21 protein-coding genes and 1 pseudogene are annotated in these 25,900 nt (G+C 65.1%); 11 read left to right on the top strand and 11 right to left on the bottom strand.

Annotation, left to right across the window (positions count from 1 at the left end; translation table 11 throughout):
• Window positions 1–9: 9 nt before the first annotated feature.
• Window positions 10–330: pseudogene (locus tag ACH49N_RS07735) on the top strand (GMC oxidoreductase); the annotation flags it as partial.
• A 14-nt stretch (window positions 331–344) separates the two neighbouring features.
• Here the strand turns inward: ACH49N_RS07735 and ACH49N_RS07730 are convergent.
• The 4 genes from ACH49N_RS07730 to gnd are packed head-to-tail and all read right to left on the bottom strand — an operon-like array spanning window position 345 to window position 4,163.
• A complete protein-coding gene (locus tag ACH49N_RS07730; RefSeq protein WP_159918606.1) occupies window positions 345–626 on the bottom strand; it encodes a WhiB family transcriptional regulator in 282 nt (93 codons plus the stop codon).
• Window positions 614–2,269: a glucose-6-phosphate isomerase gene (gene pgi / locus ACH49N_RS07725; protein WP_358272016.1), complete on the bottom strand. Its 1,656-nt coding sequence runs from the start codon at window positions 2,267–2,269 to the stop codon at window positions 614–616. The genes ACH49N_RS07730 and pgi overlap by 13 nt, the downstream gene beginning before the upstream one ends.
• Entirely contained in the window at window positions 2,266–3,270 is a 1,005-nt protein-coding gene (fgd, locus tag ACH49N_RS07720) for a glucose-6-phosphate dehydrogenase (coenzyme-F420) (RefSeq protein WP_358272018.1), read from the bottom strand. Before fgd ends, pgi begins: the two co-directional genes overlap by 4 nt.
• Entirely contained in the window at window positions 3,267–4,163 is an 897-nt protein-coding gene (gnd, locus tag ACH49N_RS07715) for a phosphogluconate dehydrogenase (NAD(+)-dependent, decarboxylating) (RefSeq protein WP_358272020.1), read from the bottom strand. The genes fgd and gnd overlap by 4 nt, the downstream gene beginning before the upstream one ends.
• A gap of 188 nt (window positions 4,164–4,351) precedes the next feature.
• Here gnd and ACH49N_RS07710 point away from each other — a divergent pair, with 188 nt between their 5' ends.
• Complete coding sequence (locus ACH49N_RS07710) at window positions 4,352–5,119, top strand: DeoR/GlpR family DNA-binding transcription regulator (RefSeq protein ID WP_358272021.1); 768 nt, start codon at window positions 4,352–4,354, stop codon at window positions 5,117–5,119.
• A 30-nt stretch (window positions 5,120–5,149) separates the two neighbouring features.
• Here the strand turns inward: ACH49N_RS07710 and ACH49N_RS07705 are convergent, their stop codons facing one another.
• Together ACH49N_RS07705 and ACH49N_RS07700 are read right to left on the bottom strand one after the other, a co-directional pair.
• Entirely contained in the window at window positions 5,150–5,842 is a 693-nt protein-coding gene (locus tag ACH49N_RS07705) for a UPF0158 family protein (RefSeq protein WP_358272023.1), read from the bottom strand.
• 94 nt (window positions 5,843–5,936) lie between these two features.
• Window positions 5,937–7,637, bottom strand: coding sequence for an alpha/beta fold hydrolase (locus tag ACH49N_RS07700; RefSeq protein WP_358272025.1), 1,701 nt, complete (start codon window positions 7,635–7,637; stop codon window positions 5,937–5,939).
• 594 nt (window positions 7,638–8,231) lie between these two features.
• Here ACH49N_RS07700 and ACH49N_RS07695 point away from each other — a divergent pair.
• Together ACH49N_RS07695 and ACH49N_RS07690 are read left to right on the top strand one after the other, a co-directional pair.
• The gene (locus ACH49N_RS07695; RefSeq protein ID WP_358272027.1) at window positions 8,232–9,734 is read left to right on the top strand and encodes an aldehyde dehydrogenase family protein; all 1,503 of its coding nucleotides are present in this window, start codon (window positions 8,232–8,234) and stop codon (window positions 9,732–9,734) included.
• Between the two features lie 36 nt (window positions 9,735–9,770).
• Window positions 9,771–10,985, top strand: a complete 1,215-nt coding sequence (locus ACH49N_RS07690) for a CaiB/BaiF CoA-transferase family protein (RefSeq protein WP_208963089.1) — start codon at window positions 9,771–9,773, stop codon at window positions 10,983–10,985.
• Window positions 10,986–11,083: 98 nt separating this feature from the next.
• On the opposite strand, the gene ACH49N_RS07685 is transcribed toward ACH49N_RS07690, so the two are convergent.
• The gene (locus ACH49N_RS07685; protein ID WP_358272029.1) at window positions 11,084–12,085 is read right to left on the bottom strand and encodes a LysR family transcriptional regulator; all 1,002 of its coding nucleotides are present in this window, start codon (window positions 12,083–12,085) and stop codon (window positions 11,084–11,086) included.
• On the bottom strand, window positions 12,072–12,614 hold the full coding sequence (locus tag ACH49N_RS07680; RefSeq protein WP_358272031.1) for a MarR family transcriptional regulator: 543 nt from the start codon (window positions 12,612–12,614) through the stop codon (window positions 12,072–12,074). The genes ACH49N_RS07685 and ACH49N_RS07680 overlap by 14 nt, the downstream gene beginning before the upstream one ends.
• A gap of 226 nt (window positions 12,615–12,840) precedes the next feature.
• Here ACH49N_RS07680 and ACH49N_RS07675 point away from each other — a divergent pair, with 226 nt between their 5' ends.
• The 5 genes from ACH49N_RS07675 (at window position 12,841) to ACH49N_RS07655 (ending at window position 17,722) form a co-directional block, all read left to right on the top strand.
• The gene (locus ACH49N_RS07675; protein WP_358272033.1) at window positions 12,841–13,992 is read left to right on the top strand and encodes an isobutyryl-CoA dehydrogenase; all 1,152 of its coding nucleotides are present in this window, start codon (window positions 12,841–12,843) and stop codon (window positions 13,990–13,992) included.
• A 5-nt stretch (window positions 13,993–13,997) separates the two neighbouring features.
• Entirely contained in the window at window positions 13,998–15,122 is a 1,125-nt protein-coding gene (locus tag ACH49N_RS07670) for an enoyl-CoA hydratase/isomerase family protein (RefSeq protein ID WP_397504494.1), read from the top strand.
• Window positions 15,119–16,033 carry a 3-hydroxyisobutyrate dehydrogenase gene (gene mmsB / locus ACH49N_RS07665; RefSeq protein ID WP_358278095.1) on the top strand — a complete coding sequence of 305 codons (915 nt, stop codon included), beginning with the start codon at window positions 15,119–15,121 and terminating at the stop codon, window positions 16,031–16,033. Before ACH49N_RS07670 ends, mmsB begins: the two co-directional genes overlap by 4 nt.
• Window positions 16,030–16,806, top strand: coding sequence for an enoyl-CoA hydratase (locus tag ACH49N_RS07660; RefSeq protein WP_358278093.1), 777 nt, complete (start codon window positions 16,030–16,032; stop codon window positions 16,804–16,806). The genes mmsB and ACH49N_RS07660 overlap by 4 nt, the downstream gene beginning before the upstream one ends.
• Window positions 16,807–16,915: 109 nt before the next feature.
• A complete protein-coding gene (locus tag ACH49N_RS07655) occupies window positions 16,916–17,722 on the top strand; it encodes an ATP-binding cassette domain-containing protein (RefSeq protein WP_358278091.1) in 807 nt (268 codons plus the stop codon).
• A gap of 37 nt (window positions 17,723–17,759) precedes the next feature.
• On the opposite strand, the gene mddA is transcribed toward ACH49N_RS07655, so the two are convergent.
• On the bottom strand, window positions 17,760–18,542 hold the full coding sequence (gene mddA / locus ACH49N_RS07650; RefSeq protein WP_358278089.1) for a methanethiol S-methyltransferase: 783 nt from the start codon (window positions 18,540–18,542) through the stop codon (window positions 17,760–17,762).
• A 135-nt stretch (window positions 18,543–18,677) separates the two neighbouring features.
• Window positions 18,678–21,938: a protein kinase gene (locus tag ACH49N_RS07645; RefSeq protein ID WP_358278087.1), complete on the bottom strand. Its 3,261-nt coding sequence runs from the start codon at window positions 21,936–21,938 to the stop codon at window positions 18,678–18,680.
• Between the two features lie 572 nt (window positions 21,939–22,510).
• On the opposite strand from ACH49N_RS07645, the gene ACH49N_RS07640 reads away from it, so the two are divergent.
• Both ACH49N_RS07640 and ACH49N_RS07635 read left to right on the top strand, forming a co-directional pair.
• Window positions 22,511–24,310, top strand: a complete 1,800-nt coding sequence (locus ACH49N_RS07640) for an alkyl sulfatase dimerization domain-containing protein (protein WP_358278085.1) — start codon at window positions 22,511–22,513, stop codon at window positions 24,308–24,310.
• 287 nt (window positions 24,311–24,597) lie between these two features.
• Complete coding sequence (locus ACH49N_RS07635) at window positions 24,598–25,131, top strand: helicase associated domain-containing protein (protein WP_358278083.1); 534 nt, start codon at window positions 24,598–24,600, stop codon at window positions 25,129–25,131.
• A gap of 44 nt (window positions 25,132–25,175) precedes the next feature.
• Here the strand turns inward: ACH49N_RS07635 and ACH49N_RS07630 are convergent, their stop codons facing one another.
• Window positions 25,176–25,814, bottom strand: a complete 639-nt coding sequence (locus ACH49N_RS07630; RefSeq protein ID WP_358278081.1) for an isochorismatase family protein — start codon at window positions 25,812–25,814, stop codon at window positions 25,176–25,178.
• Window positions 25,815–25,900 lie beyond the last annotated feature (86 nt).

Below are 25,900 nucleotides of genomic sequence, written 5' to 3'. Positions count from 1 at the left end.
TTCGCACGTCAGACCGGCGTCATCGATCCGTACCACCGCGTGTTCAACTTCCCGGGCCTATCGATCGTCGACGGGTCCGCAGTGAGCGCAAACCTGGGCGTCAATCCGTCACTGACTATCACCGCACAAGCTGAGCGCGCATTCTCGTTCTGGCCCAACAAGGGCGACGCCGACCCGCGGCCGCCCCAATCCGAGCCATACCGTCGGCTTGCCCCCATCACACCCCGGTCGCCGGCCGTTCCAGCACACGCCCCGGCAGCGCTGCGCCTGCCACTCACTGCGACCAAAGACTCCCCGGGAGGCTGCAAGCTTGCTCAACAACCCGGATGAATTGAGCCGCGTAGTCAGCGAACTGACCTTCGCAGCTTCTTGCGCTCGTCCTCGGTGTAACCACCCCAGATGCCATGGCGTTCGGAAGATCCGAGTGCATATTCGAGGCACCGGTCCCGCACGGGACACCGCCGGCAGACCTGTTTGGCCGCACGTACTCGACGCGCACGGGGTTCGCCTCGTTCGTTGTCGGGGTGGAAGAACACCGCGGGGTCGGTGTCCCGGCAGGCCGCGGACAGCTGCCAGTCCCACTCCTCGGCGATGGGGACGGGCAGCCGCACCGTCAGGGCAGGCAACTGCGTTCCTTCCTCGATCGTCGGTAGATGCGGATCAGACTGGCGGTGGAGCTGTCCCCGGCCTGAGCAGGTCCGTCCTGGTCCCAGAGGGCAGGTCCCAGTTCCAGAGCCGACGTCTTACCGAGCTCGACTCCCCATTGATCGAACGAGTCGATTCCCCAGACGACGCCTTGAACGAATACCTGGTGTTCGTACAGGGCGATCAGTTGTCCGAGAGTCGATGGGGTGAGCTTCGTGCCGAAAATTGTTGTCGAAGGCCTGTTTCCGGGCATCACCTTGTGTGGGACGAGATCGGCGGGTGTCCCATCTTCTGCGATCTCGGCGTCGGTCCTGCCGAACGCGAGAACTTTCGATTGTGCGAGGAGGTTCGCGGTCAGCACATCGTGCATGGAGCCGATGCCGTCGATTGTGGGTAGATCCTCCACCGGCTCCGTGAATCCCACGAAGTCGACGGGGATCAGATGTGTGCCCTGGTGCAGGAGCTGATGGAACGCGTGTTGCCCGTTCGTGCCTGGCTCTCCCCAGAAGACCTCGCCGGTGAAGGTGCCGACCGGAGTACCGTCCGCCCGCACCGATTTGCCATTCGATTCCATGGTCAGTTGTTGCAGGTATGCCGGAAACCTGGCCAGGTCGTTCGCGTACGGCAGCACGGCCCGCGAGTCGGCGCCGAAGAAGCTCGAGTACCACACACCGAGCATTCCGAGGATGACGGGCGCATTCGATTCCAATGGTGCAGTACGGAAGTGCTCGTCAATCGCGCGCATTCCGCCGAGGAACTCGGTGAACCGTTCCCGTCCGATCGCGATCATGACCGAAAGTCCGACGGCGGACCCGACCGAGTACCGTCCGCCCACCCATTCCCAGAAGCCGAACATGTTATCCGCGGTGATGCCGAATTCCGTGACCCGTGCAGTGTCGGTAGACACCGCGACGAAATGGCGGGGCACCGCGTTGTCCCCCAGTGCGCCGGTGATCCAGCGCCGGGCAGCGGATGCGTTCGTCATCGTCTCCAGCGTGGAGAAGGTCTTGGAAACAACGACGAACAGTGTGGTGCGCGGGTCCAGGTCGGTCAGATTCGACAGCAGGTCGGTGGGGTCGATATTCGAGACGAACCGTACCTCGGGCCCGTCGACGTAGTGGCGCAAGGCGCGATAGGCCATGGCCGGACCGAGGTCGGATCCACCGATCCCGATGTTCACCACCGTACGAATGCGCTCGCCGGTGGCCCCGCGCCACACGCCGGATCGGACACGATCGGTGAACTCACCCATCCGCCCAAGCACCGCGTGCACGTCCTCGATCACGTTCTGTCCGTCGACGATCAGCTCGCGCTCGGGGTTCGCGCGCAGAGCAGTGTGCAGAACAGCCCGGTCCTCGGAGGTGTTGATGTGTTCGCCGGTGAACATCGCCTCACGGTGGCGTTCCACTCCGGCGGCCCGGGCGAGGTCGAGTAGCAGGCCCACCGTCTCGCGCGTGACACGATGCTTGCTGTAATCGATGTAGAGATCGCCGGCCGTGACGTTCAGATCTTCGCCCCGATGGGGGTCTGCGTCGAACAGTTCCCGAAGGTGCGTGGCCGCGACTTCCCAGTGGTGATCGGACAGTTTCTGCCACAGCGGTGTAGTGGTGACGTTGTGTGTCATGCGAGTCCTCGCAGCCGGGGGGCAAGGTCCTTCTCGAACAACTCGAGGAACCGCTTCTGGTCGTGTCCGGGCGCGTGGAACACCAGATGATTCAATCCCGCGTCGAGATACGGCTTGATCTGCGCGACCGCCTCATCCGGATCCGACGCCACGATCCACCGCTTCGCGACCTGCTCGATCGGCAACGCATCCGCCGCCTTCTCCATCTCGATCGGATCATCGATCGAATGCTTCTGCTCCGCCGTCAACGACAACGGCGCCCAGAACCGGGTGTTCTCCAGCGCCAACTCCGGATCGGTGTCATAGGAAATCTTGATCTCGATCATCTTGTCGATCTCCGCGACATCGCGCTCCGCCTTCGCCGCCCCCTCCGCCACCGCCGGCAACAACTTCTCCGTATACAACTCCATCCCCTTACCCGACGTACAAATGAACCCGTCCCCACTGCGCCCCGCATACCGGGCCACCACCGGACCACCCGCCGCGATATACACCGGAATCCCGTCCTCGGGCACGTCATAAATCGACGCCCCCTTCGTGGAAAAATACTCGCCCTCGAAATCGACCCGATCCCCGAGCCACAACTCCCGCATCAACCGCACCGACTCCCGCAACCGCGCGAACCGCTCCTTGAACTCCGGCCACTGCCCCGCAAAACCCGTCGCGATCTCGTTGAGCGCCTCACCGGTACCCACCCCGAGCATCACCCGACCCGGATACAAACACCCCATCGTCGCGAACGCCTGCGCCACCACCGCCGGGTTGTACCGAAACGTCGGCGTCATCACCGACGTCCCCAACTGCAACCGCTCCGTCCGCTCCCCCACCGCCGTCATCCACGCAATCGAGAACGGCGCATGCCCACCCTCGTGCCGCCACGGCTGGAAATGATCCGACACCGTCGCCGAATCCATCCCGTGCGCCTCCGCCAGCACACCCAGCTCCACCAACTCCCGCGGACCGAACTGCTCCGCCGACGCCTTGTATCCCAGCTTGATCACGACTGCACCGCCTCCATGCTCCGAACCTGATGTCCACCGAATTGTTGCCGCAGAGCCGAAACCGCCTTCATGGCAGGTGAATCCGGCTGGCGGGAGGAGAAACGCGCAAACAGGGCAGCGGAGATGACCGGGACCGGCACGGCGTGGGAGATGGCCTCTTCGACCGTCCAGCGCCCCTCGCCCGAATCTTCCGTGTACCCGGATATCGAGCTCAATCCCGGGTCCTGCCGAAGCGCAGCGACGAGAAGGTCGAGTAGCCAGGAGCGCACCACGGTGCCCTGCCGCCACGCACCCATCACAGCGTCGGGGGCAGTGATGCGGGGTTCGGCGGCCAGGAGTTCGTATCCCTCGGCGTACGCCTGCATCAATCCATACTCGATACCGTTGTGCACCATCTTGGCGTAGTGGCCGGCGCCGACCGGCCCCGCATGCACGAAACTGTCCTCCCGCTTCCCTTCGGGCGTGAGCGCATCAAAGATCGGCATGGCGCGTGCAACATCGGCATCGTCCCCGCCCACCATCAGCCCGTAGCCCTCGTCCAGGCCCCATACTCCGCCCGATACGCCGCAGTCCAGATAACCGATTCCGCGCTCACCGAGCACAGCGGAGTGGAACTCATCGTCCGAGAAGCGCGAGTTTCCGCCCTCGATTACGAGATCTCCGGGCCCGAGCAGCTCGCTCAGCTCGGCGATCACTGAGCGGGTCGGCTCACCGGCAGGAACCATCACCCACACCACCCTGGGGCCGCTGAGGCGAGTGACCAATTCGGCCACCGAGTCGACGTCACGCACGGTGGGATCGAAATCGAAGCCGACGACCTCGTGACCCGCGGCACGAACACGCTCGCGCATGTTTCCGCCCATCCGCCCTAGACCTATCACACCCAACTGCATCGGGAACTCCTTGACGTTTGCTCGACCGCCGACCCAAGCCACAGACCCACGGCTGCACGATATCGCGCAGCAATTGCGTGCAATCATGCCGTTTGCGCGATCGGACTGTCAATAACCGCGCATAAGAAGGTAGGATCCGGGCAGACCTGATCCGCGTGTGCATCGAGCCGAGTTTCAAGGAGTGTTTCTTGTCCGCAACCACACGACGTGGCGAAATACTCCAACGCCTTCACGTCGACGGATATGTAGAGGCGAAGGTTCTCTCACGCGAGCTCGGTGTCGACGCGTCGACGATTCGGCGTGACCTCGACACGTTGGTTCGTTCCGGCCAAGCCGAACGAACGCACGGCGGAGCGCGGCCCGTCACAGGCGCATCCTCCGAAATCCCCTACGCGGTAAAGAAAACCGAGCGACGACCCGAGAAGATCGCCATCGCACGCCGCGCAGCGCAGCACGTGGCCGATGGCGACACGGTTATCCTCGACAGCGGGTCGACCACCTACCAGGTTGCTCTGGAGCTTCGTCACAAAGCTGATTTGACGATCATCACCAACGACCTTCGCATCGGCAAGTACGTAGCCACCATCCCCGCCGTACGCCTGCTGGTCACCGGTGGCGAGCTACTCGGATCCGTCTTCACACTCGTGGGCGAACGCGCCGTCGACTTCCTCTCCGACTACTCGGCCGACTGGGCCTTCCTCGGAGCAGACGCCATCGACCCGGCTGCAGGTATCACCAATACCAACACGCTCGAAGTGCCGCTCAAACGAGCGATCATCTCGGCCGCGGCGCGCACCATCGTTCTCGCCGACAGTTCGAAGTTCGGACACCGTGCCCTCGCCAAAGTCGCAGCGATAGACGAGGTCGAATCGATTCTCACCGACTCCGGACTGCCGAGTGATCAGGCCGAACAGTACGGCGGCAAAGTCGCCCGAGCGATGATGCCCGACGACTGACGGTTGCGGGTCCTGACGCTGACGGCATAGTCACCGCTGCGTGAACTTCGTCCGGTAGCCCTGATCCGCAAGCCATCGGCGTGCACGTCCGCGCGTGCGTTCGTCCGAGAGCAGTTGGTAGCGGTGGAACTCGTCGGGCATCTGTACGAGCACCTCTCTGAAACGGCGAAATGCCCCGCGCCCGGAGATTGCGATAGTCAGCCGGTCGGCGAGGCCGGTATCGGTAAGCGAGTCGATGAACAATTCCATGTCGCGGTACCCGGCCCGCGATCCCGTGCACTCCACGTACAACCAGCGGTCGGGGTCATCCGCGTCCTCGTCGAAAGTCTCGCCCGCTACTATTTCCGGCCACGTGTCACCGGTCCTGAGATCGATCCGGCCACCGCCGTAGACAAAATCACCTTCGAGCATCGATCCGAGTTCTTCGAGGTCGACCGCGAGCGGCCGGAGCAACGGTGGCGGGCACATCTCCAACGCGGCCTCCAACTGGTCGGCAAGCACGTCGTCACCGGTCCAGTCGCGCAGGCGTAGCGCCGCTGAACATTCGGCCGCCACGTCCCGCGCGCCATCCTGATGATCGGCGATCGCGCTGACCAGTCCGTCACCCACCATTTGCAACACATCATCGGTCAGGCGCCCGCGCACGAGGTCCACGACGCCGCTGCGGGCGTACAGTGCTGCCCGCAGCGCAGTCAATGTTTCCGCATCCCACATGAGTTCCATCAGTATCGACCATAATTGTGCGGCTGACGTCGGGTCGCGCAATCGTGCGACCCGACCGCACCGTCATGCAGGCCGGGCGATCCCTGGCCGCCCTTTACACGGGAATACCGGCTTTCAGGTCGCGCACGTAGAGACCGGGTGCGTCACCGAGGACGGTGTGCTCGTCGCTGCCCAGGCGGGTACTCGCGGTGATGCGCTCGCCGGCCCGTTCCGAGACCCAATCGGCCCAGGATTCCCACCAGCTGCCGGTCTTCTTCGTCGCCGCATCGAGCCACGCCTCGGGATCGGGTCCCGGCTCTCCGCCTTCCCAGTAGTGGGACTTCGGGTTGCCGGGCGGGTTGACGAGGCTGGCGATGTGCCCGGAGAAGCTGAGCACGAACTTGGTGTCGCCCGACAACAGTTGGGTTGTGCGGTAACAGTTCTTCCAAGAAGTGAGGTGGTCGGCAATCGCGCCGGAGACGAAGGTGGGCACGGTGATCCTGCCGAGGTCGACGGGCGTGCCGAGCGCCGTCATCGCTCCCGGCGTCGCAAGGGTGTTGTTCTCGAAGATGTCGAGGAACTGGACGTGCAGCGCGCCGGGCAGGTTGGTGCCGTCGGCGTTCCAGGAGAGGATGTCGAAGGCCGGCGGCGTCCGTCCCATGAGGTAGTTGTTGACCACGTAGTTGAAGACGAGGTCGTTCGGGCGCATCCACGTGAAGGCGCTGCCCATATCGCGTGCCGAGATGATGCCGTTCCGCCGGGACCGGCCCTTCACCAGCTGTAGCAGTCTCGGTCCCGAGAACGCCGCGAGCCCCGCCGGGTCTGCGAAGTCGAGCATTGTCACGGCGTACGACATGCTGTGCACGCGGGTGTCCCCGGTGGCGGCGAGGTGGTTGAGTAGGGCGGTGGTGATGAGACCGCCGGCGCAGAAACCGATCACGTTGACGTCATCGCTTCCGGTAATCTCCCGGACCTCGTCGATCGCGTCCGACACCCGTTGCGCGTACGTGTCGAGGTCCCAGTCACTCTGTTCTGCTTGCGGATTACGCCACGCCAGCATGAACGTCTGCAGTCCGCGGGACACAGCGTGCTCGACGAAGCTGCGGCCGGGACGCAGGTCGAGGAAGTAGTAGCGGCCGATCGGCGGCGGCACCACGAGCACGGGGCGCTCGTACACGGTCTCCGTGGTCGGCGTGTACTGCAGCACCTCGGCGACCTCGTCGCGGGAGACGACGGCACCCGGCGTCACGGCGAGATCGACGCCGACCGTGAAGGCGTCGGGATCGACCATTCGCGGCATCCCACCGTTGTGGCGCAGGTCGGACACATAATTGCGGGCGCCACGAACCAGACTCATCCCACCGGTGTCGAATGCTTCCTTCACGGCCGCGGGGTTGGTGGGCAAGTAGTTCGTCGGTGCGAGCGCGCTGGTGAGGACGGTCGATACGAACGCCGCTTCCCGCGCGTGGCGGTCATCGACTCGTCGGCCCAAGTCTTCGACGACACTTTCGACCGCGTCGACGGAAGCAAGGTAGGTCTGTTGCACACGGCGGTAGATCGGATTGTTCGTCCACGCCTGATCGGTGAACCGCCGATCGCCCGCGGCCGGCCCTACATCCGAGCTGCCCACGGTGATCTTCGTCAGCTCGCGCCCGAGGCGAAGCGACTCCTCGAGGACCACGCGGCCCTGCCCGACGACTCCCGTCACTGCGTTCAGCGCGTTCCGTGCGCCGAACCCGCCGCCGGCGCGGTCCTCCCCCTCGGGGGCGGCGTCGGGTATCACGAGTGCGATCTTCGGCTCCGCTGTCTTGGTCAACGGTTCTCCTTCGTCTGTACCTGGACACCAGCACCCCGTGGCGGGGATAAGTCCCAGTGTGGACCGCAGCATAAACACCTTTATTGGTTACTCGCGCGTAATCCAGAATTTCGAGCAAGATCATTTTCGACACCGTTGGTACTTGTGTCGAATTCACGCACTCGAGACGAAGTCGTGACCGAATTACGTTCGGCAGAGGGCTTTTTCGCGTCGCGATTCACGAATATATGAAACCGCCGGGTACGGGTAAGCATTCGGCGGCGAGTGTTACTGCGCGCTCCGCAAAAAGGTATTCCGGAACGCCTCATCACCGATAAGAACCACGGTGAGGTTTTCGGCACCCCTTTCGATGCCAGCCCGCTCTCGGACACCGGACGGGCACCTGCGGATGTGCGGGTGCCCGCCCGCAGTGGTGGCGCATTTTTGCGCACCCGGGTAGCGGATCTGGTGATTGACCGGCGCGGACTCGCACCGCATCGTGGATGTATCACCCGCCGCCATCGGAGTTTCGACGGCGATTCATTGACTCACGTCCTGCCCGACGCATGAGCCGTGCTCATGCTGCCCGAGCACGATACAGCTAGGAGACGCCAGATGACTTCCACCCAGACCTCCCTCGCGGACCTTCAGATTCCCGAAGCTCGCGACTACCCGATGTTCGTCGACGGGGCGTGGGTGGAAGCTCTCGACGGTCAGTGGAGTGAGGTGACCACGCCTATTCTGCGGAAGCACGTGATCGGCCGTGTCCCGACCTCGAGCGCCGAGGACGTCGATCGCGCGGTGCGTGCTGCCCACAAGGCCTTCCCACGTTGGAAGTCTCAGCACTTCACCGCCCGCGCCCGGATTCTGTCGAAGATCGCCGACGCCATCGACGCCCGCGCCGAGGAGCTCGCCCGGCTGACCGCCCTCGACACCGGAAACGCGCTACGCACCCAGGCTCGCCCCGAAGTGCAGACCCTGGCGAACCTGTTCCGCTACTTCGCCGGTGTCGCCGGCGAGATCAAGGGCACGGTTCTGCCCGCCGGGGATGACCAGCTTCAGTACTCCCGCCAGGAGCCGCTCGGCGTCATCGGCTGCATCCTGCCCTGGAACTCCCCGTTGATGATCGCCGGATTCAAGATCCCCGCCGCCCTGGTAGCGGGCAACACCGTCGTGGTCAAGGCCGCCGAAGCAGCCCCGCTGAGCGTGCTGCTCCTCGCCGAGATCTGCGCCGAGCATCTGCCGGCCGGTGTCCTCAACGTCATCACCGGAAAAGGCTCGGTGGCCGGCGAAGCGCTGGTCCAGCACCCGAACGTCGACAAGGTTTCCTTCACCGGCTCCACCGAGGTCGGGCGACACGTCGCCCGTGAAGCCGGTGGCCGCCTCGCACACGTCTCCCTCGAACTCGGCGGTAAGAACCCGTCGATCGTCTTCCCCGACGTCGATATCAACGACGACTTCATCAACCAGCTGCTGCTCTCGACCCGCGTACACAGGCAGGGCCAGAGCTGCACCGCCGGCTCCCGCCTGTTCCTACACCAGGACATCTACGACAACGTCCTCGACCGCCTCGTCACCACCCTGGCCGGGCTGAAGGTCGGCAACCCGTTGGACGACGCCACGGACATGGGCGCCATCATCAACGAGGCACAGTTCGCGTCGGTCTGCGGTTTCCTCGACGACGGCCTCAGCTCGAACACGGTCTCGACGGTCCTCGACGGCTCCCCCGACAAGGTCGGCAAATCCGAGGGCTACTACATGGGCCCGACCGTGTTCTCCGGAGCCGACAACTCCTGGCGCCTGTCCCGGGAGGAGATCTTCGGTCCCGCCCTCGTCGCCATCCCGTGGACCGATCACGCCGACGTCGTCGCGATGGCCAACGACTCGCACTACGGGCTCGCCGCCTACGTCTGGACACACAATCTCGATTTGGCGCTGTCCACCGCCCACGCCCTGGAAACCGGGTGGGTGCAGGTCAACCAGGGTGGCGGCCAGATGGTGGGCCAGTCCTACGGCGGCTACAAGCAGAGTGGCCTGGGCCGCGAAGTGTCGCTCGAGGGCATGATCGCCGGTTTCACCCAGACCAAGCAGGTCAACGTGCGCCTGCGCACACTCTGACCCCTCGCTTCCTTACCCTGGACTGAACGGAATTCCATGACTGTCGGACCACTGAACGACATCCTCGTGCTCGACCTTTCCCGCGCACTCGCCGGCCCGATCGCCGCCATGATGCTCGGCGATCTCGGGGCCCGGGTGATCAAGGTCGAAGCCCCCGGCACCGGCGACGACTCCCGCACCTGGGGACCGCCGTTCGTCGGGCCGCAAGACGACCCGCAGTCGTCGTACTTCATGTCGGCGAACCGGAACAAGGAATCGATCGTCCTCGACCTCAAGAGCGAGGACGGGCGCGAGGCGCTGCGCAGGCTGATCCGGCGGGCGGACGTGCTGATCGAGAACCTCCGGCCCGGAGCCTTCGACCGCCTCGGCTTTCCGACCGACGTGCTCGAGGAGCTCAATCCACGGCTGATCACGTTGTCGATCACCGGATTCGGGCACGACGGCCCGGAAGGATCCCGCGCCGGCTACGACCAGATCGCCCAGGGCGAGGCCGGCCTGATGTCCGTAACCGGAACCCCGGACGGCGAACCCACCCGCATCGGGGTCCCGATCGCGGACGTGCTCGCCGGCGTGCACGGAACCGCGGGGGTGTCGGCGGCGCTGGCATCCCGGGAAAAGACCGGCAAGGGCATGGTGGTGCGCACGTCGCTGCTGGCCGCGGCGGTCAGTGCCCACACCTTCCAGGGCACCAAGTGGACGGTCGGCGGACAGGTCGCCCAGCGGTCCGGCAACCACCACCCCCAGATCGCACCCTACGGCAGCTTCCGGTGCGGCGACGGATACGTGCAGATCGCGGTCGGCAGCGAAGCGATCTGGGCGAAATTCGCTCCCGTCGCCGGGCTGTCGGCGGATGACCCCCGGTTCACCGTCAACCGGGACCGGGTCGCCAACCGCGACACGCTCATCGCCGCTATCGAAGCGGACTTCACCAACCGCACCAGGGCCGAAGTTCTCGCCGCCCTCGAAACGGCCGGTGTGCCTGCGGGATCGATTCGTACCATCGACGAGGTCTACGAATGGGAGCAGACCCGTAGTCAGGGACTCCTCCTCGAGGTCGACCACCCAGTGGTCGGGCCGGTGCAATTGCCGGGTCCCTCGCTGCGTATGGAAACCGCGGACGGACAGTCATTGGTGCGTACTCAGCACGCTCCCCCTCCGGTACTCGGTCAGCACACCGAGCAGATCCTCGACTGGATCGGCAGCGGCAGTCTGGTCGACCAGTTCGACTCAGAGGTCACCACGCGGGCGTAACAAATGCGGTAGTCGGTGGGCGGCGTTGCAGGAGAAAGTGTCCTGCAACGCCGTCCATACAGCGCCCGCCATGTGACCGACCCCTACGGAGCGTGCGGTCACTGTGACCTGTCGGGGCCCGCGGGTTTCGGGTGTCGCGGTTCCGGGAGCAATTCGTCTCGGCGGCTGAGGATTTCTTCTTGGAGTACGCGTCGAACTGCTTGCACGGCCGGGTTTGTCAGGCTTGCCCTGCGCGCCGCGATGGAAAAGGAGAGGCGGACGTCGACCAGGTCGGCCATCACCCGGCGAAGGTCGGGATGCTGGTCGGCCATGAAAGCGGGAAGCAATCCGATGCCGCCGCCGGCACGTGTTGCCGAAACATGCGCAAAGATATTGGTAGACATGAATTTAGCAGTCACTCCGGGCAGGTGCCGCTCGAGGTCGAGGTCTCCCACCTGCAAGAGGGAGTCGACGAAGAAGATCAGCGGGTGGGCTGTCAGCTCGTCCATGGTGGCGGGTTCACCGTGATCGCGTAGATATTGTTCGCTGGCGTACAGGCCTAGCGAGTATTGGCAGATACGTTCCGAGACAAGCCGACTGCTGATCGGGGTTCCGACAGCGACGGCAATATCGAATCCCGCCGGTTGCAAATTCAGTTGCCTTGTGGCGGTGATGAGTTCCACAACGAGATTGGGGTGGTTCATGCGAAGTTTAGCCAGGGCCGGGGCGACGAACATCGGTCCGAACCCGTCCGGGGCAGTGACGCGGATGGTTCCGCGGAGCGTATTCTCACTGATGCCGGCCACGACATCCGCGGTTTCCTGGACTGCTTCCTCGATGAGCCGGGCCTTTTCGGCGACGGACCGCCCGACGTCGGTCAATTCCCAGCCGTCCGCGCTGCGCTGCAGCAGACGAACTCCCAGAGCCTTCTCCAGTGCATTCACGCGCCGCGAGACAGTGGTGTGGTCGACACCCAGGTCCTTTGCCGCCGATCGACGGCGCCCGCTCCGTGCGACCGCGAGCAAATACCGAAGGTCATCAGATCGAATGCCTCTCGCATCGATCGTGACCGGCGGGGCAGCATCGGCATTCCGACCGTCGTGGGCGTCAGCGCTGGTCATCGCGGCCGTTCCCTCGGACGCTCTCGGAAGTGTGAGCCGACGGCGCGGCGCCTTGCCGCGCCTGTGCGTGCGACGTTGCGACGAGCAGCGTGTGTAGGTCGATGCTCAGACGGCGCAGCACTTCAGGGTCCACGGCGGAGACATCGTCGACGACCCGTGCGGCCGACAGCGCCGCAGCCCGGCCACGATCGGTGATGGTCACGAGAGTCTCGCGTCGGTCGACGGGGTTGGTCGAACGGGTGACCAACCCGGTGCGCTCCAGTCCGTCGATCAAGGACGTGATCGTGGTGGGATGCCGGTCCAGAGTGCGGCACAGAAGCGCTGTGGACATGACGCCGTTCGGTGCCGCATCGACCAACGACAGGACCTCGTACCGAGGAAAAGACAGCTTGAACGGACTGAGGGTGGCATCAAGCTTGCGAACGATCAGTTTCTGCGTCTGTAGTACCGCCGCGATCAGTGCTGTCCCCGAAACTTCCGTTGACTCAGAGCAAGATCGCTCTGTTGCGGCCGGTTCAGTAGCGGTCACGAAAGGTCTCCTTTTCACCAATGCTTGACGACGAACTGCACGTCTGTGGCCGGCAATCAACCCAGATGAGACCAATTGCCCTGGCACTCCGACCTCCGGGACGACTTCCCATCCCACACTCGGAGGAGCCGGCTTTTCGCCGCCCGTGACGGACGAGGACTAGCAATGTTCGTGGATGTCCAACTATAGTACTTCCAACTTCTCCGATCTGAAAGGGTCGAATCGTATGTTTACCTTGACCGATGACGAGCGGGCGATCAGTGAGACGGCCCGTGACTTCGCGGCCGAGCATCTGGCGCCGTATGCCGTGGAGTGGGATCAGACCAAGCATTTCCCGGTCGATGTGCTGCGGAAGGCGGCGTCGTTGGGGATGGGCGGGATCTACATTCGCGAGGATGTGGGTGGCTCGGAGCTGACCCGGGTGGACGCGGCCCGGATCTTCGAGCAGCTCGCGAGGGGGTGCCCGTCGATCGCCGCCTACATTTCGATCCACAACATGGTGACGTGGATGATCGACAGGTTCGGCACCGAGGAGCAGCGCCGTGCGTTCGTGCCGGGGTTGTGTGCGATGGATCAGTTGGGTAGTTACTGCCTGACCGAGCCGGGTGCCGGGTCGGATGCGGCGGCGTTGAGCACCCGGGCGGTCCGCGACGGTGATTCTTTTGTCCTCAACGGGGTCAAGCAGTTCATCTCCGGGGCGGGGACGTCGGATGTGTATGTGGTGATGGCCCGCACCGGAGAGGGTGGGCCGAAGGGGATTTCCGCGTTCATCGTGCCGAAGGAGTCGGCGGGGCTCTCGTTCGGGCCGAACGAGGTGAAGATGGGCTGGAACGCCCAACCGACCCGGCAGGTGATCTTCGAGGATGTGCGGGTGCCGGCGGCGAATCTCCTCGGCAGCGAGGGGGGTGGGTTCCGGATCGCGATGGCCGGGTTGAACGGGGGCCGGCTCAATATCGCGGCGTGCTCGGTCGGTGGTGGGCAGGCCGCGCTGGAGAAGGCGGTCGCGTATCTGGCGGACCGGAAGGCGTTCGGTGCGCCGCTGCTCGAGTCGCAGGCGTTGCAGTTCCAGCTCGCCGACATGCGCACCGAACTCGAGGCGGCCCGCACCCTGTTGTGGCGGGCCGCGGCCGCCCTCGACGAGGGCGCCCCGGAGGTGGTGGAGCTGTGCGCGATGGCGAAGCGGTTCGCCACCGACACCGGTTTCGAGGTCGCCAACAAGGCGCTGCAACTGCACGGCGGGTACGGGTATCTGGCCGAGTACGGCATCGAGAAGATCGTCCGGGATCTGCGGGTGCACCAGATCCTCGAGGGCAGCAACGAGATCATGCGGGTCGTCATCGCCCGCAGCATCGTCGGACATAAAGGAGCGGCAGGGTGAGCGACCTGAATTCGGAATCTGAGGTCATTGTCGACACGCGGGACGGTGTGGGCCGGCTGGTGCTGAATCGGCCGAAGGCGATCAACGCCCTCAACCACGGCATGGTTGGGCAGATCGCGGCAGCCCTGGCCGCGTGGTCCGACGACGATCGGGTGCGGGCGGTGGTCCTCACAGGGGCCGGTGAACGAGGCCTGTGCGCGGGCGGGGACATCGTGTCGATCTACCACGACGCCCAAGAGGGCGGCACCGGGTCGCGGGAGTTCTGGCGGGACGAGTACATCCTGAACGCGGCCATCGCCCGCTACCGGAAACCGTATGTGGCGATCATGGACGGCATCGTGATGGGCGGCGGCGTCGGGGTCTCCGCGCACGGCAGCGTCCGGGTCGTCACCGAGCGGTCGATGATCGGGATGCCCGAGACCGGGATCGGGTTCGTCCCCGACGTCGGCGGCACCTACCTGTTGGCCCGCACCCCCGGCGAGTTGGGCACCCACATCGCGTTGACCACCGCCCGCCTGAGCGCCGGGGACGCGATCGCGTGCGGATTCGCCGACCACTACCTCCCCTCGGCGAAGATCGACAGCTTTATCGAGGCACTCGCGCAGTCCTCCGTCGACGACGCCCTCGCCCGGTTCACCGAACCCGCCCCGCCCTCGGAACTGTGGGCGCAGCAGGGGTGGATCGACGCCGCCTACTCCGCGGGCAGTGTTCCCGACATCGTCGCCCGCCTGCGCGGCAGCGGGGTGCCGGAGGCGGAAAAGGCCGCCGAGCAGATCCTGTCGAAGTCGCCGACCGCGTGCGCGGTCACCCTGACATCGTTGCGCCGGGCGAGGGCGGCGGGCAGCCTCGAGGAAGTCCTCAACGAGGAGTTCCGGGTGTCCGTGGCGTGCCTGTCCTCCCCTGATCTGGTCGAGGGCATCCGCGCGCAGGTGGTGGAGAAGGACCGCAACCCGCAGTGGTCCCCCGCCACCCTCGACGAGGTGACCGACGAGCAGGTCGAGGCGTTCTTCGCCCCGCTCGGGGACCTCGAACTCGGCCTCACCCCACCCACCCCCACAGCCACAGCAACAGCCACAGCCGTTCCGGCTGCTTCGGCCAGCGATACGCGTCCAGGAGGGACTGCATCATGAGCACTATCGGATTTCTCGGACTCGGCCACATGGGTGGTCCGATGGCGGCCAACCTCGTCAAGGCCGGGCACACGGTGGTCGGTTTCGACCTCGCGCCCGCCGCCCTCGAACAGGCCACCAAAGACGGGGTCACCGTCGCCGAGTCGGCCGTCGACGCCGTCCGTGAGGCGGAGGTGGTGATCACGATGTTGCCGAATGGCAAGCTCGTCCTCGGCCTGTATGCGGAGATTTTGCCGGCCGCGAAGCCGGGCACCCTGTTCATCGACTCGTCCACCATCGACGTCGCGGACGCCCGCGCCGCGCACGACGAGGCCGTCACCGCCGGGCACCGCTCGGTCGACGCCCCCGTCTCCGGTGGGGTCGTGGGCGCGGCCGCGGGCACCCTCGCGTTCATGGTCGGCGGTGCCGATGAGGACTTCGAGGCCGCGAGGCCGCTGCTCGAGGTGATGGGCAAGAAGGTGGTGCACTGCGGGAACCCCGGAAACGGGCAGGCCGCGAAGATCTGCAACAACATGATCTTGGGGGTGTCGATGATCGCGGTCAGCGAGGCCTTCGTCCTCGGCGAAAAGCTCGGACTGAGCCACCAGGCCCTGTTCGACGTCGCCTCCAACGCGTCCGGTCAGTGCTGGGCTTTGACCACCAACTGCCCGGTGCCCGGACCGGTACCGACCAGCCCGGCCAACAACGACTATCAGCCCGGTTTCGCGGCCGCGTTGATGGACAAGGACCTCGGTCTCGCCGCGACCGCGCTGACCACCAACGGCGTGGAGGCCGACCTCGGGCTGCGGGCCGCCGAACTGTATCGCCGGTTCCACGACAGTGGGCACGGCGGCGAGGACTTCTCGGCCATCGTCAACGACATCCGCGACCGCTCCACCGCACAGACCGCGCAGGCCGGGGGGAACCAGTGACCGACTTCGAGACCATCCTGCTCGACCGTCAGGGCCGGGTCGGGATCATCACCCTGCACCGCCCGAAGGCCCTCAACGCCCTGAACTCACAGCTGATGCGCGAGGTCGTCGCCGCAGTGGAGGAGTTGGACGCTGATGCCGAGATCGGGGCCATCCTGATCACCGGATCCGATCGGGCCTTCGCCGCCGGCGCCGACATCAAGGAGATGCAACCCAAGTCGTACATGGACGTCTACCTCGACGACTTCTTCTCCGCCTGGGACACGGTGGCCGCGGCCCGCACCCCCACCATCGCCGCGGTCGCCGGATACGCGCTCGGCGGTGGATGCGAGTTGGCGATGCTCTGCGACATCCTGATCGCCGCGGACACCGCGAAGTTCGGGCAACCCGAGATCAAACTCGGGGTCATTCCCGGGATCGGTGGCTCGCAGCGGCTGACCCGGGCGGTCGGTAAGGCCAAGGCGATGGAACTGTGCCTGACCGGCCGGAACATGGACGCCGAGGAAGCCGAACGCGCCGGACTGGTCTCGAGGATCGTCCCCGCCGCGGACCTGCTCGACGAGGCCCTGCAGACCGCGACCACCATCGCCGACATGTCGCTACCGGTGGCGATGATGGCGAAAGAAGCCGTCAACCGGTCCTTCGAAACCACCCTCACCGAAGGAATCCGCTTCGAACGACGAGTCTTCCACTCCACCTTCGCCACCGAAGACCAAAAAGAAGGCATGACCGCATTCGTCGAAAAACGCCCACCAGTCTTCAAACACCGCTAATGAGGCGACTCCGCCGCCCGTGCGTGATCCGCGAGTGCATAGACTCGTTAACCACTCACGGGCGCGGAGCGCCCATGTTTTGTGCATCCCTGCGGAAAGGTGACAACTAATGGAGAATTCCGTTCCCGTCGTGAGGGTCGAATCCGTCGACCTGGTCCGTGACGGTAGGTTCCTCCTGCGCGACGTCACACTGCAGGTTCGACGCGGCGAACACTGGGTTCTGTTGGGCGCCAATGGTGCCGGTAAGAGCACGTTGCTCTCGCTGCTCGGAGCAACCGCGCACCCCACGGCCGGCACCGTCCACGTTCTCGGTCACCGGCTGGGCCGGGTCGATATGCGGGAACTGCGAGCGCACATCGGTCATGTGAATCCGCGCCACGTGGTCCGGGCGCCGCTGACCGTGCGGGACGTCGTCCTCACCGGCCTGACCAACACCCCCGAGTTTCCTCCGCGGTGGGCACCGACCGACGCGCAGGTTGTGCGCGCGGAGGAGCTCGTCCACGCCCTCGGGATGGGGGCACGGTTGAATCTGCTGTGGCCAACCTTGTCCCAGGGTGAGCGTGGCCGCGCCCTGATCGCCCGCGCCCTCATGGCCGAACCCGAACTGTTGCTGCTCGACGAGCCGGCGACGGGCCTCGATCTTGCGGCGCGCGAACAGCTTTTGACTTCGCTCGACGATCTGCGCGCCCAGGACCCCGACCGCGCCAGCATTCTCGTCACCCACCACCTCGAGGAAATCCCCACAACGACCACACATGCCGTTCTCGTGCGGGAAGGTGTGATTGTCGCGCAGGGCCCGGTATCGGACGTCCTTACGACCGCCAACATCAGTGACTGCTTCGACCACTCCATCACCATCTCCAACGAGCACGGACGCTGGGTGGCGCAGACACGGGTCCCCGTAGCCGTCGGCTGAGTGGTTGGAACATCGCCGTCGCCGACGGCCGCTGACGCTACCGCACTCGGGAGCGGATCCGCGGGACGAGCATCGGCACCCGCGTGCGGTAGGTGCGATAGTCGTCGCCGAACGTATCGACCAGGTCATGCTCCTCGAAGCGCACCGCCACCAGGATGAACCCGGTGGTCCCGACCGCGAACAACAGTCGGCCCCAGGACATCGTCGGCGCCACCCAGAACGCGATCACGAAACCCGCGTACAACGGGTGCCTGATCACCCGGTACAGCATCGGTGTGCGAAAGGCACTGGGAAGTGCGGACTGACCGCTCTGGTTCCGCAGCACCTGACGCAGCCCGAAGAGATCGAAGTGGTCGATGGCGAACGTTGCCGCCAGCACGAGAGCCCATCCGCCGAGCGACACCGCATACAGTGTTACGCGGATCCAGGTGGTCTCGACGTTCCAGATCTGCTCGGGCAGCGGACGCCACTGCCACATCAGCAGCGCCAGCGCCGCCGTGGCGAACAGTACATATGTCGAGCGCTCCATCGGCTGCGGGACGATCCTCGTCCAGCGTCGCTTGAACCAGGGCCTGGCCATCACCGAATGTTGCATAGCGAAGACTGTCAACAGCGCCAGGTCGATGACCACGGCGACCACAACGGGAGCGTCAGGACCATCGTCGATCGTGTGAGGCACGACGAGCCCCTCGACCCATCCGATCGCATACACGAACACGATCAGAAATGTGGCGTAGACCACCATTCCATAGGCGGTGATCAGGGTGCGGGCGACTCCCCGCGTGTGCGGCGCCCGCGGCTTTTCGACCATCTCGGCCATAGTGTTTCTCCGATCGCTGGATTTTCCGACGCACCGAAGTCTCCGCTCGAGCGAGGAGTGCAACTAGGAACCCTGGGGTGAAACTCACTGCACCCCTGTGACGTCTGAAGAAGAGTCACATCTTGGATCGCGCGCTCAGAGATCTTCCGTGCGTGTTTCGACGACCCATGCCGCGATCTGTGTGCGTGAAGTGAATCCCAACTTGGTCAGAATATGCTCAACGTGCCCCTGAGCGGTGCGAGGGGAGATCACCAACCGGGTGGCGATCTCTTTATTCGTCAGTCCCTCGGCGATCAGCTGGGCGACCTCACGCTCGCGCTTGGTCAGGTGTGCGGCGGGAGCCGCGGGCTGAGATTCAGTAGGAAGCTGCTTGCCTAACGTGTAGGCGACTGCGGCGTCGAAACTCAAGCCGGTCCCGTCCCGATGGGCGGCCGCGTAAGCCTCTTTGCTCAGGGCGTGTCGGGTCGAGCGTTCGCACTCTTCTTGGTACTCGCTCATATTGGGCAAGACGACGATTGGACTTCCCACGGAGCGACTGAGCTTCTCTGAGGCTCCCAGCAGTACGACCGCGCGCCGCGCGTTCTGCTCTTCGGCGGCGATCCATGCCAGCGCCTGCAGGCTGAAGCTGGCGTTGAGCCTGTCGTTCACCTCGAGGTCGGCCTGCAGTGCCTGTTCGAGTAGTCGAACCGCTCTTTCCCGCTCCCCGCGGCGCCATACCGCGACCGCCAGCCCCCACAAGCAATACGACCGAAACACCGATTCACCCCGTGCATCGGTGATCACCAGAACGCGTTCATAACCTTCGATGGCGTGTTCGGCGTCGCCGAGGAACTCGTCGGCCAAGCCAAGGCCGATGAGCGCTGCAACCTCGACGATATCGTTGCGCCCGGCGTAGGTTCGAACAGCATTCTCGAGATGGGCGCGTGCGTCGCGAGGTTGTCCACCGAACAGGGCGGCATAGCCGAGCGCACTGTCGATGTGTGCGCGTGTCAGCGGGTCCCGTGTCCGAGCGGCCAGTGCGTGTGCATCCTCCACCAGTGCGGCCGCCGCCTGTAGATCCCCCTGGATTCCCGCCATCATGCTGCCGACATAGAGCGCCTTGGCGTGATCGGCGGTCGGCCCCGCCGGTTGACGGGCGAGAAGCCGGTCGAGCCACCGCCTGCCTTCAGAGAACAGACCCCTGGACAGCCAGAACGGGTACAGGGCGGCAACGATCCGGAGCCCCGAGTCTGGGCTCTCGGAGACGCAGAATTCCAGGGCGTCCCGAAGATTCGGGTGCTCCCGCACGAGTACGGTGATCAACGCGAGCTCGCGGGAGCTGATCCACTGCGATTCGGCGTTGAGTACCAGGCGCTCACACCAGTCTCGGTGTCGCTGACGCAGTTCGGCTTGCTCGCCGCTCTCCTGCGCCTTTTCTCGGCCGTAATCGCGCACGGTCTCGAGCATGCGGAACCGCATTGTCGCACCGGCCGGCTCCCGTATCAGGATCGACTTGTCGACGAGGTAGGTCACCGTGTCGAGGATCTCCTGCACGGGCAGATCTGCGCCGCACACTTGTTCGGCGGCGTCGAGATCGAAGCTACCGGCGAAGACCGACAGCTGCGCCCACAGCCGCTGCTCCGCCGGTGTGCACAGGTCGTAGCTCCAGTCGATGCACATCCGGAGCGTTTGTTGTCTCGACGGCGCGTCCCTGCTGCCCTGGGTCAACAGTACGTACCGGTCGGTCAAGCGTTGCAAAATCTGTTCCGGTGTCATCACCCGCAACCGGGCGGCGGCAAGCTCGATCGGTAACGGGAGCCCGTCCAGTCGCTGGCAGATCCGCGCGATGGTCACCCTGTTCTCCTCGGTGACCTCGAATCCCGGGATCGCGGCGGCTCCGCGTTCGGCGAACAGGGTGACCGCATCGTTGCCCGCCATCCCTCGCGGTAGATCGTCGGGATCCGGGACGCCTAGCGGTGGCACAAGCAGCACCGCTTCCCCGCTGATGCCGAGTGGTTCGCGACTGGTGGCGAGAATCCGCAGCCGTGAGCACGTTCGAAGCAGGGTCTCGGTGAGCTTGGCGACCGCGGACACCAGTTGCTCACAATTGTCGAGTATCAGCAACTGTTCGCGCCCGGCGAGGAACTCGACGAGCACCTCGGGTATGGGTCGCGCCGATTGGTCACGTAATCCCAGCGCATTCGCCACCACACCCGCCAACAGCAACTCGTCACGCAACTCCCCGAGCTCCACCAGGGTGGTGCCGTCGGCGAAGTCTCGGCGCACCTTGCCGGCGATACGAAGCGCAAGACGGGTCTTTCCGACCCCACCGGTGCCGGTCAGGGTCAGCAGCCGCGCGTTCGACAACGCGTTCCTCGCCTCGGTCAACTCCGTGTGGCGGTCGACGAAGCTGGTCAACTCCAGCGGGAGTTGGCCCCCTCGCCCCGAATCGGCCGACCACGACGGTGCAGGCCAACCACCTTTTCCGGGAGGTGCGTCGGTCGCTGCCCCTGGCTCGGCGGTATGCACAGCGATCTCGTCGACCGCGAATCCATGCCGTAACTGGGCCTCGCGCAGATGTTGACTCAGCTCCGCGGCAGACGGGCGAGTCTCGGGATCACTGGCCATGGTCTTTTCGATGATTGCACTGACGTCCTCGGGAACGCCGTGCTCGCGTGGGTCCGGTACCGGCTCGGACGTGATCCGCACAAAGTGTGCCATCAATTGCTCGCCGCTGCGGCGTTCGAACGCGGCATGGCCGGTGAGCGCCGCGAACAGGGTGGCACCGAGCCCGTACACGTCCGCGGACGTGCTCGGCGGGCGTCCGGCCACGACTTCGGGGGCGATGAACGCCGGTGACCCGGTGACGACCCCGGTGGTCGTCTCGAACCCGCCGGTGATGTGTGCGATGCCGAAATCCGTCAATGCCGGCTCGCCGTAATCGGTGAGCAGTATGTTCGCGGGCTTGATGTCGCGATGGAGGATGCCGACCTTGTGCGCGGCTTCCAAGGCACCGGCCATCTTCACCCCGAGCCGGAGCACATCGGCCAGCGGAAGCGGGCCGTGGCGCCGGATTCGGGCATCGACAGAGCCCCGGGCGCAGTAAGGCATCACAATGAACGGGCGACCATTGTCGGTGACGTCGGCATGGAGAATGTTGACGATGTTGGGATGACCGGTCAACCGGCCCGCCGCCCGTTGCTCTCGCATGAACCGTTCCCGGTTCTCCTCGTCGAGATCCGCAGTCAGTACCTTCACAGCCACCGAACGCTCGAGCGACGCCTGCGTGCACCGGTACACGATCCCGAACCCGCCACGACCGATCTCGACAGCATCCTCGAACCCCGCCGCCGCGAGTTCCGCCGTGACCGCACCGGACACGTCGCGTTGGGTCGCGAATGGATCCCCGTTATTCATCGACACATCTCTTCACGGTGCACGTCGAACTGCCCGAGAACCTCTCGAGTAGCACCTAAGGATATCGCCAGGCGGCTCACCGCGGTCGAATCCGACACCGCAACATCAGGCCGGTCGATCGACGCGGGCGCACTCGCTTACTCCAAGGCGGCCGGCGCGCCGAGTGCACAGGGCGCGAGTCGGACGGCAAACGCCCGGGTCCGAGGGGCTCGAGTGTCAAGCAGCGGCCAGCTGTAGCTGGGCGCAACCGCGGTCTCGTTGTCAGTCGTAGTAGGCGCCGGCGTCGAGCGATGCTTCCACCGCCGAGACGTCGACGCCCAACTACGCGGGTAAAAGCCGAATCGACTGTCGGATAAAGCAATTCCGGACACCCTCCATTCACATGCGATCACGCTCGAGTGATGAGACGCGATGACGAGGTGGGCACACGGCACTGTGACCGACCGGAACCAGACCTCCTACTGTCTCGGTCGACTTCACCTGGGAAGGGTGATGCCAGGGGCGCCCCCGAATCACGAGACTGGGGGCCGTGGGTGCGAAACCCACCACGACCCATTTTGCGAGGAGTGCCGATGTCCGCCGATTTCGCCGATCGCACCGATTTCGACAATGCCAACCGTGGTCTTGTCGCCGTGCTCGAACCTGCGCAGGTCCGCGCCGGTGACGGCCGGGTGGTTTACGACGCCGAGGGCTTTGCCGCGGCGACCACCGGTGACTGTCCCGACACGGTGAACCCGAGCCTCTGGCGCCAAGCACAGTTGACTGCGATCCACGGACTGTTCGAGGTCACCGCGGGGATCTATCAAATCCGCGGCTACGACCTGTCGAACATGACGCTCGTCGAGGGCGAGACCGGGGTGGTTGTGATCGACCCGTTGGTCTCCGCCGAGTGCGCCGCGGCCGGGCTCGCGCTGTATCGCGAGCATCGTGGCGACCGCCCGGTGACCGCTGTCATTTACACCCACTCCCACATCGACCACTTCGGTGGCGTACTCGGTGTCGTCGACGCCGACACCACCGTGCCGATCGTCGCTCCCGAGCACTTCCTGGAGCACGCGGTCTCCGAGAACGTCTACGCCGGCGGTGCGATGCTGCGGCGCGGCATGTTCCACACCGGGATGGTGCTCCCCGTCGGCGCGACCGGCACCCTGGGGGCGGGCCTGGGGCCCAGCACATCGAAGGGAACCGTGGGACTGCTCGCACCCACGCTCGATATCACTCACACCGGGCAGGAGGAGATTCTCGACGGCGTCCGCATGGTGTTCCAGGTGACGCCGGGAACCGAGGCGCCGTCGGAGATGAACTTCTTCTTCCCCGACCATCGCGCGCTCTGCCTGGCGGAGAACGCGACCCACAATCTGCACAATCTGCTGACGTTGCGGGGCGCGGAGGTGCGTGACGCACGCAACTGGTCGCGCTACCTCACCGAGGCGATCGAAATGTTCGCCTACGACTCGGACGTCGCCTTCGCCTCGCACCACTGGCCGACCTGGGGCACCGACGACCTGATCGGTTACCTCACCGAGCAACGCGACCTCTATGCCTACCTCCACGATCAAACGCTTCGCCGCATCAACCAGGGTCAGGTCGGCACCGAGATCGCTGAGAACTTTCCGATGCCGCCCGCTCTGGACGCCGCGTGGCATACACACGGCTACTACGGCTCGGTCAGCCACAACGTGAAGGCGATCTATCAGCGCTACCTCGGTTGGTACGACGGCAACCCAGCTCACCTGTGGCTGCACCCTCCGGAGGTGGCAGGCGCCCGATACGTCCGTGCGATCGGTGGGATCGATGCCGCTGTTGCGAGGGCCAGGGAGTTCGCTGACGAAGGCGATCTACGTTTCGCCGCCGAACTCGCGAGCCATGCGGTGTTCGCCGAGCCGAATCACGCCGGCGCCAAGGAAGTGCTCACCGACGCGCTGACCCGACTCGGCTACGGCTCCGAGTGCGCGACGTGGCGGAACAACTTCCTCGTCGGCGCAAGCGAGGTCGATGGCCCGCCGCATCCGGCCGAGGTCAGTGCAGCGGGCATGGCCACCGCGCTCACCATCACGCAGATCTTCGACAGCATCGCGATTCGCATCGACGGTCCGCGGGCCTGGGATGTGACGGCGGCGATCCGCTGGCACTTCACCGACGTGGACGAGACCTACCGCATGGAGTTGTCCAACGGTGTGTTGATCCACTACCCGACAAAGCGGTCCGATCCGGCCGACCTCGTGGTGAAGCTGACGAAGCCACAGTTGCTCGGCCTGCTAGCCGGATCCGGAACCGACACCATCACGATGGAGGGCGACGCGAGCGCCATCACCAGGATCGTCGAACTGACCGACGCCCCCGACCCGGCCTTCACCATCGTCACCCCGTGATCACGTCGAGTACCACCGATCGATTGCCTGAAGCGCATACAGTTCGACCACCTAATTCCCCTGTGGCGCTTGCTCCTCAGACGAAGGTGCGGATCGGTCGGTTGCCCACGCGCCCGGTTCGGTGGGCTTGCAATTCGGTCTGAGTGCCGACGCGACCCAACACCGATACTCACTGACACAGCGAACAACGGGGCCAACTGTCTTGCTACATCGTCCAACTGGTGGACATACTTGACGTGATGACAATCCCCATTACGTGTGAGAGCCTCCGGAAGGGTGCGATTCCGATGCCAGCGAACCAGCCCGCCTCCTCCCCTGTGCAGCTCTACGCCGACTTCCGCCGCCAACACCCCCACACCGCGATCCCGGTTGACTACGTCACCGAAAGTGGGTTCCACCTCGGTCGTTGGCAACACCGCCAGAGGGTGGCGCGCATGCTCGGCACCCTGCCACCGCACCGCATTGCGGAACTCGACGCGATCGGGTTCGTGTGGAGCGACGACGACACCCCACTGCCGACCGTGTCCCGGATCGACGGCAAGCGACGGCGAATGCTCACCGAAATCGCTGCGTACCGCGAAGAGCACGGGAACGCACTGGTTCCCGCGAACTACGTCACGGCGGACGGGGAGCAGGTCGGTCAGTGGCTCTATCGGGCTGTGAAGAAGTGGCGGGCCGACGCACTCCCGGACGACGAGCGCGGCCCGCTCACTGTTCTCGGGGTCTCCCCCAGTCCGCGCCCGCGGGGACCGCGCACGTCGGCCCAGCGCACCGGATCGGCAGTCCGTCACCCTGGCCGGCGGCCACCAGCGCGGATCTGAGCACCAATCCGGCTGGCTGCACGCATGTTCGCCGGCCACTCTCGTCAGGTGAGGGCGACCGCCGAGCGTCCGTCGATGGCCGATTGCACCAGGTTGCTCTTGGGCAGCGCCGAGTCCGACGTCAGCGCTTCAATCCACTGCGCAGTGGTCGACACGGCAGCGAAGTTCGACTGCAGCAACACCATCAGTGCCGTGTGCAGGGACTCAGCGGAGATCGTGCCGGCCTCGTTGGCCAGATTGATGGCACCCGTGGCGTCGGACAGGATTTCAGTGGCGAACCCGAGCCCTTCCGCCTCCACCGCTGTGGCGAGGTCGCAATTGTTGGTCATGTATCCGACGATCGTGAGGGTGTCGACGTCGTGCGCGTGTAACCATTGCGCCACATCCGTACCGGCGAAGACGCTCCCGTACTGCTTGTGAACCCGCTTGGTAGCCGGATCGATGCGCCGTTCGATCTCCGGATGCAGCGACCACCCTACGGTGCCCTCGACGAAAACGGGGGCGCCCTGCGGCATCTGATGCTGCACAACGAGAACCGGAATCTCACGCGTGGTGGCTGTCTCCACAGCGTTCACGATGTTGGCGAGTGACTCCGCACGCGGTGGGTACTGGATCTCGAGTGGTCCCTCGAAGTACTCCTGCTGGACATCGACGACGACAAGGGCGCGGCGAGGTGCGGTCATAAGTTTCCCCTTCGTTGATGGCGTCGCGCCGCCATGGTGTGGACGCGACCCGTCCCAGTGTTCGGCACATCGGTTTCCTCTACGAG

It is taken from the genome of Rhodococcus sp. NPDC019647 (genome assembly GCF_044389235.1).
Classification (GTDB): Bacteria; Actinomycetota; Actinomycetes; order Mycobacteriales; family Mycobacteriaceae; genus Rhodococcus_F; species Rhodococcus_F oxybenzonivorans.
The sequence above is the reverse complement of the archived record's forward strand: the minus strand, read 5'-3'. Positions and strand labels throughout refer to the sequence as shown.

Excerpts from the sequence above, each read along its gene's own strand:
- ACH49N_RS07635 (WP_358278083.1), top strand. The coding sequence starts at position 24,598 with ATGCCAGCGAACCAGCCCGCCTCCTCCCCTGTGCAGCTCTACGCCGAC.
- ACH49N_RS07690 (WP_208963089.1), top strand. The coding sequence starts at position 9,771 with ATGACTGTCGGACCACTGAACGACATCCTCGTGCTCGACCTTTCCCGC.
- ACH49N_RS07705 (WP_358272023.1), bottom strand. The coding sequence starts at position 5,842 with ATGGAACTCATGTGGGATGCGGAAACATTGACTGCGCTGCGGGCAGCA.
- gnd (WP_358272020.1), bottom strand. The coding sequence starts at position 4,163 with ATGCAGTTGGGTGTGATAGGTCTAGGGCGGATGGGCGGAAACATGCGC.
- ACH49N_RS07685 (WP_358272029.1), bottom strand. The coding sequence starts at position 12,085 with ATGACCAGCGCTGACGCCCACGACGGTCGGAATGCCGATGCTGCCCCG.
- ACH49N_RS07640 (WP_358278085.1), top strand. The coding sequence starts at position 22,511 with ATGTCCGCCGATTTCGCCGATCGCACCGATTTCGACAATGCCAACCGT.
- ACH49N_RS07655 (WP_358278091.1), top strand. The coding sequence starts at position 16,916 with ATGGAGAATTCCGTTCCCGTCGTGAGGGTCGAATCCGTCGACCTGGTC.
- ACH49N_RS07645 (WP_358278087.1), bottom strand. The coding sequence starts at position 21,938 with ATGAATAACGGGGATCCATTCGCGACCCAACGCGACGTGTCCGGTGCG.
- ACH49N_RS07695 (WP_358272027.1), top strand. The coding sequence starts at position 8,232 with ATGACTTCCACCCAGACCTCCCTCGCGGACCTTCAGATTCCCGAAGCT.
- pgi (WP_358272016.1), bottom strand. The coding sequence starts at position 2,269 with ATGACACACAACGTCACCACTACACCGCTGTGGCAGAAACTGTCCGAT.
- ACH49N_RS07630 (WP_358278081.1), bottom strand. The coding sequence starts at position 25,814 with ATGACCGCACCTCGCCGCGCCCTTGTCGTCGTCGATGTCCAGCAGGAG.
- mddA (WP_358278089.1), bottom strand. The coding sequence starts at position 18,542 with ATGGCCGAGATGGTCGAAAAGCCGCGGGCGCCGCACACGCGGGGAGTC.
- mmsB (WP_358278095.1), top strand. The coding sequence starts at position 15,119 with ATGAGCACTATCGGATTTCTCGGACTCGGCCACATGGGTGGTCCGATG.
- ACH49N_RS07675 (WP_358272033.1), top strand. The coding sequence starts at position 12,841 with ATGTTTACCTTGACCGATGACGAGCGGGCGATCAGTGAGACGGCCCGT.